The following is a 6972-nucleotide window of genomic DNA, read 5'->3' as shown; positions in this document are numbered from 1 at the left end:
GCTCTTCCGATCTAGGCAGAGTCGAGCTTTGCGATCTGTCCAGAAGCGTTGTCTGCATTGGTCTGGAACACCAACACGCCAGTCAGAGCCCCGTACTCCGTGTCGCTTTTTGCAGTGACCTGGAGCTGCCCACGAGTGAAAACGTCCCAGTCCGAGGCGCCTGACGTCGAAGCGTTCGCGGTCACCGCGTTCGGCCCGGCATTGGCCTGGAAACGAATATAGCCATTAATCTTAAGGCAGGTCTCGGTGCCAGGAATGTAGAAATACCCGCTACCGTAAGCATCGCAGACGCGGACATACTCAACAGTTTCGGGTTCAGCAGCGACGATCGCGTCCGCAGCCTGTGCACTTGAAAGAGCGGCCAGTGCTGAGGTCGAACAAATAAGAAGTGTCTTGATTTTCATTGTCGGTTCAATCTTCTTTCGATTGGGCACAGGGGATCAGTGCAGAAATCGGATCCGCTATTCCTGTGTCGTCGGGTTTGTGTGAAGGCGTGCGATCAAGCGCACCGCCTAGATCGTCAGTACAGAGATCTGATCAGCTGCTGATGATGACGTGAGACATACGCGGATTTCCCCCTAATCCTTTGAGACTTCCAATTGCAACTTCGTCAATCGCGGCGTCGTCGTGCTCACGTGAGCATGATTACCTGCCGGACATTCCCTGTTTCCCCAACCTGATTAGCTGCGGTTCGGCTGAATTCGCAAATATGAAATCGCGCGAATTGATATGTTTCAATTATAGAAAACTAGGCCCTCTTCCGGCCGCAGTCAGCTCGGTGAGACAACCTTCCTCGAGAGAACACAATGATGACACACACGAAGAACGCAGCAATGAAGATGCCGATCGGCATTTCCGAGGCACCGTGGCAACGATCGGCGCTATTGGCGTCCGCGGTGCCTCGGGTGGCCAGTTTGACGAGTCCTGCGCCATGAAGGCTCTTGAAATCCATGCCAAGCACCTGAAATAATTCTCTTGCCCGCGCGCTTATTCGGCGCGGGGGCTTAAACTTCGAGGCAGCAATGCGACGTTTTCTTATGGCAGGAGTCTTGATCATGGCGCTAGGCGGGAATGTTTCGGCCACGGTGCTAGGCGCTGTGGAAACTGGCAATCATCGCGGGCTGGAGCAAGCGTTGGCCTCGGGTAACCCTATCGATGAGACGAATGCGAACCGGCAAACGGCGTTACTGGTGGCGGTCTGGAAAAACGATATCCAAGCCGCGCGTCTTCTTCTCGATGCCGGCGCCGATGTTAACGCCAAGGACAGTCTTCGGGACAGCCCCTTCCTTGTGGCCGGGGCTCATGGTCGGACGGAAATCCTGCGCATGATCCTTGCTCATGGAGCCGATCTCACCAGCACAAATCGATTTGGGGGTACTGCCCTGATTCCCGCTGCCGAGAAGGGGCATCCCGATGCCGTGGACATGCTGATCGCAGCGGGGGTCGATGTCGATCATGTCAACAAGCTGGGATGGACGGCCTTGCTTGAAGTCGCGATCCTAACCGATGGCGGGCCTGTCTCTCAGCGCATCGTCAGTGCCCTGCTCGCGGCGGGGGCAGACGCTGAGATCAACGACTTCGACGGAAAGAACGCCCTGGTCCACGCGCGTGCCCGTGGGCTCTCCGCGATTATCGCCTTGCTCGAAGCCGCGATAGCCAAAGACTGAACCTAATCTGACGTCGCTTGAGGTTGCTGGTTTCGAAGGCTCGATCTGTCACCGCTTGATTGGCAGGAAGAGCGGCGCGAGTTCCGCCAGTGATCTTCCGCGCGGATCATCCGCGGAAATGCGGCCTGTCTTTGATTTCGATGCTTGCCGAATGATCTGCACTGAGCCGTCGTAATCAAGCCCCTCCAGTTTCCGTCGCTGGCAATGCAGCGGCCATTCACATAGATGGCCTTCACCGCCCGCTCCGCTGCGCAATGCAGAAGATTGCGCAGAGGGTCGTAAACCGGCGGTATGGCGGGATGGTTGAGGTCGATCAGTAAGAAATTCGGCTTGGCGTCGACGGCGATCCGGCTGATATTTTTGCGGTTAAGTGCCTTCGCTCCGGCGAGCGTTGCCATGTCGCGAACGTCGGATGTCTTGATGTCTAACACGGTTCTCTCGGTTTTCCCCACCAGTATGTGATGTAGCTCGACACACGCTCACCAATAGGCCGATAGAAGTCGCTCGAGATCCAGATTTTTTTAGTTGTGCTGTGAATCGCTGCCACGGACCCCAACGGGGCCTCCCCGCTCGCGCACCATCTGACGGAGGCGCGAGAAAACCGCCGAAGACTGGCGGACGCCGTCATGCTCGAACTCATTGGTCACCCAGACCCTGATGTTGCCAAGATCTCGCGCAGTTTCCAGCGACAGTTCGGCATCGACATACATATCATCGAAGTAGACGGCGGCCGCCACGGGGATCTCGCTCGAGGCCAACCGAAAGGGATCGTAAAGCGGCTCGAACTGGTCGTAGCGTGCGAATGCCTCGACCGCATTGCAGAACGGCCGCAGCGAGCGAATCTCCTCAAACATCCACGGGTACATCATCTCGCCGGTCAGGAGCAGCGGCCGGCTTCCTTCGCCAAATTCTGAAAACTCGGGCCTAACTCGCTCGGCAGCCCAGCCGGTCGCACCCGAGCCTTGGCCGTAAATGCTTTCCTGCAGAGCGGCAAACATCGGGTTGCCGTCATACGAGGTCAGCGACATGACGGATGCTAGGAAAGTGTCGGAGAAGCGTGTCTCCTCGTGGTCGGAGAAGGCCTCGTCGATCAGCCAGTGAATATTCTCATATCCCGGCGCCATACCGAAATCGATGCCGATAGTCTGCAATCGGCGGACCGTCAGCCGGTCGCCATCGGGAAGGCGGATATTCTCCGCCCCAATCTTGTCCGCGATCCGAGAGATGCGGTCGCGATCGTCAGGGTATCTCTTGTAGTATTCGCGGTTCTTGGCGGCCACGCGCGGATAGGTACGTCTGTAGACGTCGTCCGCGGACGCCGAAAGTCCCGCAAGGCCGCCCGTAACATAGCAGGCGGCCAGCCCCTCGGGAGCCCGAGACAGATAGGTGAGGGTAAGGAAACCACCGTAACTCTGACCGAGAGTCTCCCAACGCGCGCCACCAAATACTGTCTTCCTGAGATGCTCACAATCGGCGATGATGCTGTCGGCCCGGAAGTGGCTAAGATAGCGAGCTCCGGCGTTTCCGTCGGCAAACACCGCCATCGTGGCGCTTTCGATTCGGGTGCTTCTGCCAGTGCCGCGCTGGTCGAGCAGCACGACGCGATAATTCTTAAGTGCTTCACTCAGCCACGATGGACCGCCGCCCACGGGACGCGGCGACTTGCCGCCCGGGCCGCCCTGCAGGAAGAGCAGCACAGGCAGCGTCTCCCTATTACGTGAGGGATCGCAAACTTCGCGCGCGAACACCTTGATCGTTGCGCCATCCGGCTTCTTCCAATCGAGCGGCACATCAACGAGATGGTCACGGACGCAGATGCCGGGGATAGTGTATTCGCTGACGAGCATAATGAAATCCTGAACAATGTTGCGCTTCAGACCGGGCTACAACCGGAACTGGCCGGCATCAAGCTCAATCTCCATGATAGATGAGGCTGATCGACCACCTAACAAGATTGCCCGGAGAACGCCGAACTTCGGTTGGGAAGTCGAACTGTCAATGAAAAATCAAGACCTTCACCTTCAGCGTGTCGACATGGAAATGTCGCAAGTACGAATTTTTGCCTGAACGACCGGCTTCGGCGTATCTCGTGGATCAGGACCACCCCCAATGTGCAAGCTCGTTACCCCTGTCGGTTGGGAGATTGAATTAGCAACGAAATGGGCCAACCGAGAACGACCTGCTCTGGCCGGCAAACGTGCCGACCAGAAAGCTGCTAGGTGATCATCCCGGACGTCACCAGGACGAAAGCGAACGGCCTCCAGCTGGGTCAAAAAGGTGCATGCGGTTCATGTTGAAGGAAAGCGGCATGCGCGAACCTGGACGCGGTTCACTTTCCGGATCCACATTGGCGCACAGGCTGACCGGCCCGATATTGAAGTAAATCATCGTTTCCGGGCCAAGTGGTTCGACGAGATCGATAGTCGCCTCTATCGTTTCGAAGCCTGGTTTTGGCATCAGGCTCGATATCGATTCAGGCCGGATGCCGAATACAACCCGCTTGCCCGTATGCGACATGTATTCCGATGTTCGGGATGCGGGAACGGCAAGCCGGCTGCCATCATCAAGAACGACAACCAGCCCGTCGCCAGCGCTCTCAAGCTTTGCGTTCAGGAAGTTCATCGACGGCGAGCCGATGAAGCCCGCCACGAACTGACTGACCGGACGATGGTACAGCTCTTGAGGCGGTCCCGCCTGTTCAATGATGCCACCGTTCATGACCACGACACGATCGGCCATCGTCATTGCCTCGACCTGGTCATGGGTGACATAAACAGTCGTTGTCGGGAGCAATTGGTGTAGGCGCTTGATCTCAGTGCGCATCTGAACACGCAGCTTGGCGTCGAGATTGGAAAGTGGCTCGTCGAACAGGAAGACTTTCGGGTTGCGCACGATAGCGCGCCCCATGGCGACACGCTGGCGCTGCCCGCCTGAAAGCTGGCCGGGGCGCCGCGACAGAAGCTCGGTGATATGCAGTGTATCGGCGGCGCGGGTGATGCGCTCGTCGATTTGCGCCTTGGGAAGCTTCTGTTGTTCGAGGCAGAAGGAGATGTTTTCCCTGACACTCATATGTGGATAGAGCGCATAGTTCTGGAAGACCATAGCGATATCGCGTTTGCCTGGGCCAAGCCGATTGACGACCTGATCGCCGATGACGATATCGCCACCGGTTATATGTTCCAGGCCAGCGATCATGCGCAGCGTCGTGGACTTGCCGCAGCCCGACGGACCGACGAAAACGACAAACTCGTTGTCCTCGATCGTGAGGTTGATGCCGCGCACGGCTTCGTAGATGCCGTAAGATTTGACCACATTGCGAAGTTCAAGGCGAGCCATGGTGTTCCCCCTACTTCTCATGCAGCCAGACGGCCATGGCGCCCGGCTCTCTGTTTGCCCAGAGGTGGTATGGGATCGCCTTGAAGCGCGTCGGCTTGAGCGCCGGCGGCTGCGTACGATAGAGCGTCTCCTGCCAGTCGGATGCATCGGCTTCAAGTGCATCGCCTTCAAGGACGGTCGCTCCACCAAGAAGTGTCTCGTCGAAACTTACGGCGATCTCGCCCTCAGCCGGCAGCCGCAGCCGTTGCGGTTCGGTGCCGAGATCGGCTTCCTCCACGCAGAAAATCACCGGACCGCGCCGCAGCGCAAAGCGACCGCTGTCTTCGGTCGCCGCGGGATGGGCATAGAGGCGGTCGACCGGCATGTCGAAAGCCAGCCTGACCGTATCGCCGTCCTTCCATTCCCGCTCGATCGCGACGTAACCCTTGGTAACGTCGAGCTTGGTGGCCTGGCCATTGACGAAGACATGTGCGACGCGGCACCAGCCTGGAATGCGAAGCCGCAAGGTGAAGCGCGTTGCCTGACCGAGGCCAAGTGAGATGGCGACGTCGCCGTTCCAAGGATATTGGCTCTTCTGCTGCAAGCGGAGGAATGAATTGCCAACGGAAAGCTCGGCCGTGTTCTCACCATAGAGATGGATCGCCACCTCATCGGCCTTGGTGGAGTAGAAATACTGGCCGAGCGATGTGATGAACCGGGCGATGTTGGTCGGGCAGCACGGGCAGTAGTGCCACTTCCAGCGGCGGTTATGCCCATGGCTCTCCAGGACGTTCTCGTAGAAGTAATGTTCGCCATCGCGCGAGATACCCGAAAGGGCGCCATTGTAGAGCACCGTCTCGAGCTTGTCGGTAAACTTGCTGTCGAGCTCGATCTGGGCCATGCGGTGGCTGAAGAAGCCGAGCGCGACGGCCGCGCAGGTCTCGGCATAAGCGGTCTCGTTCGGCAGATCGTATTCGCGTGTAAATCCTTCGTTGGACGCCGAGGGGCCAAGGCCGCCGGTGACATAAAGCTGGCGTCCGACCAGATTGTCAAACAGCCGGTCACAGGCGCTCTTCAGGCTCTCATCGTCGTTCTCGAAGGCAAGATCAGCCATGGCGGAGAACAGGTACATCGCGCGCACGGCATGACCGACAACCTGGGTCTGTTCCCGCACCGGCATATGGGCCTGGCTGTAGGCGTAGGTCTGGAAGACGTAGCCTGCGGGGTCCTCGCCACGTTTGCGCGCTTCCTCGTCGTAGTAGGAAGGCATCTGGCCACGCTCGTCGACAAAGTAGGTCGCCAGCTTCAGGTGCCGCGGGTCCTTGGTCACGCGGTAGAGCTTGACGAGTGCGAGCTCGATTTCCTCGTGCGCGTCATAGCCGCGAAGCTTGTCCGGCTCGCGGCCGAACGTATCGATGATATGATCGACAGCACGGATCATCACGTCAAGGAAGCGGCGCTTTCCTGTCGCTTCGAAATAGGCCACGGCTCCTTCCAGCAGATGCCCCATCGAATACATTTCGTGAAGATCACGCAGGTTGGTCCAACGGTTTTCCGGCTCGCGGCGGATGAACCAGCTGTTCAGATAGCCATCGGCCATCTGGCCGTGTTCGAGTTTCTCGACGATCGCGTCGATCTTCGCCTCGACATCAGGGTTGGGATGGTTCTTTAGCGTGTAGCTGGCGGCTTCGATCCACTTGCCGAAATCAGAATCGAAGAAGTGCTGCATCGACAGGCCGCTCGGCTGGATCGGGCGAGCAAGCGGACCGGCCGGCTTGTCGAAATCCAGAACTTCGAGAAAGCCTTCCTCGTCGAGCCGCATGTGCTGGGTGGGAATGGTGACGTCGCGGACGGTGTCTGTCCAGCTTTTCCAGAAGCCGCCGTCGAAGGTGACGCGGGTATGGTCGGCGGGAACGTAGCGGTCGATCGGTAACCGCGGCTGTGCTTTCTGGGCGTTAGACATTGAGGCTCCTTGAGCGGACGTGCCGCT

5 protein-coding genes and 1 pseudogene are annotated in these 6972 nt (G+C 58.4%); 1 reads left to right on the top strand and 5 read right to left on the bottom strand.

Going from position 1 to position 6972, the window contains the following annotated elements; all coding sequences use genetic code 11:
• Nucleotides 1-14 precede the first annotated feature (14 nt).
• A pseudogene (locus B3605_RS00305) lies at nucleotides 15-404 on the bottom strand (porin); the annotation flags it as partial.
• Nucleotides 405-1022: 618 nt separating this feature from the next.
• Here B3605_RS00305 and B3605_RS00300 point away from each other — a divergent pair.
• Complete coding sequence (locus tag B3605_RS00300) at nucleotides 1023-1667, top strand: ankyrin repeat domain-containing protein (protein ID WP_112944785.1); 645 nt, start codon at nucleotides 1023-1025, stop codon at nucleotides 1665-1667.
• 2 nt (nucleotides 1668-1669) lie between these two features.
• Here the strand turns inward: B3605_RS00300 and B3605_RS00295 are convergent, their stop codons facing one another.
• From B3605_RS00295 to B3605_RS00280, 4 genes are all read right to left on the bottom strand, one after another.
• The gene (locus B3605_RS00295; RefSeq protein ID WP_296431498.1) at nucleotides 1670-2098 is read right to left on the bottom strand and encodes an amidohydrolase family protein; all 429 of its coding nucleotides are present in this window, start codon (nucleotides 2096-2098) and stop codon (nucleotides 1670-1672) included.
• A 90-nt stretch (nucleotides 2099-2188) separates the two neighbouring features.
• Nucleotides 2189-3514 carry an alpha/beta fold hydrolase gene (locus tag B3605_RS00290; RefSeq protein ID WP_113009629.1) on the bottom strand — a complete coding sequence of 442 codons (1326 nt, stop codon included), beginning with the start codon at nucleotides 3512-3514 and terminating at the stop codon, nucleotides 2189-2191.
• Nucleotides 3515-3902: 388 nt separating this feature from the next.
• Nucleotides 3903-5003 carry an ABC transporter ATP-binding protein gene (locus tag B3605_RS00285; RefSeq protein WP_112974166.1) on the bottom strand — a complete coding sequence of 367 codons (1101 nt, stop codon included), beginning with the start codon at nucleotides 5001-5003 and terminating at the stop codon, nucleotides 3903-3905.
• A 10-nt stretch (nucleotides 5004-5013) separates the two neighbouring features.
• Nucleotides 5014-6945 carry a glycoside hydrolase family 127 protein gene (locus tag B3605_RS00280; RefSeq protein WP_113009628.1) on the bottom strand — a complete coding sequence of 644 codons (1932 nt, stop codon included), beginning with the start codon at nucleotides 6943-6945 and terminating at the stop codon, nucleotides 5014-5016.
• Between the last annotated feature and the right edge of the window lie 27 nt (nucleotides 6946-6972).

The organism is Rhizobium sp. UBA1881 (assembly GCF_002338015.1).
Lineage (GTDB): Bacteria > Pseudomonadota > Alphaproteobacteria > Rhizobiales > Rhizobiaceae > Rhizobium.
The sequence above is the reverse complement of the archived record's forward strand: the minus strand, read 5'-3'. Positions and strand labels throughout refer to the sequence as shown.

What these genes read in the sequence shown, in the direction of transcription:
- B3605_RS00300 (WP_112944785.1), top strand. Translation starts at nt 1,023, where the DNA reads ATGCGACGTTTTCTTATGGCAGGAGTCTTGATCATGGCGCTAGGCGGG.
- B3605_RS00290 (WP_113009629.1), bottom strand. Translation starts at nt 3,514, where the DNA reads ATGCTCGTCAGCGAATACACTATCCCCGGCATCTGCGTCCGTGACCAT.
- B3605_RS00285 (WP_112974166.1), bottom strand. Translation starts at nt 5,003, where the DNA reads ATGGCTCGCCTTGAACTTCGCAATGTGGTCAAATCTTACGGCATCTAC.
- B3605_RS00280 (WP_113009628.1), bottom strand. Translation starts at nt 6,945, where the DNA reads ATGTCTAACGCCCAGAAAGCACAGCCGCGGTTACCGATCGACCGCTAC.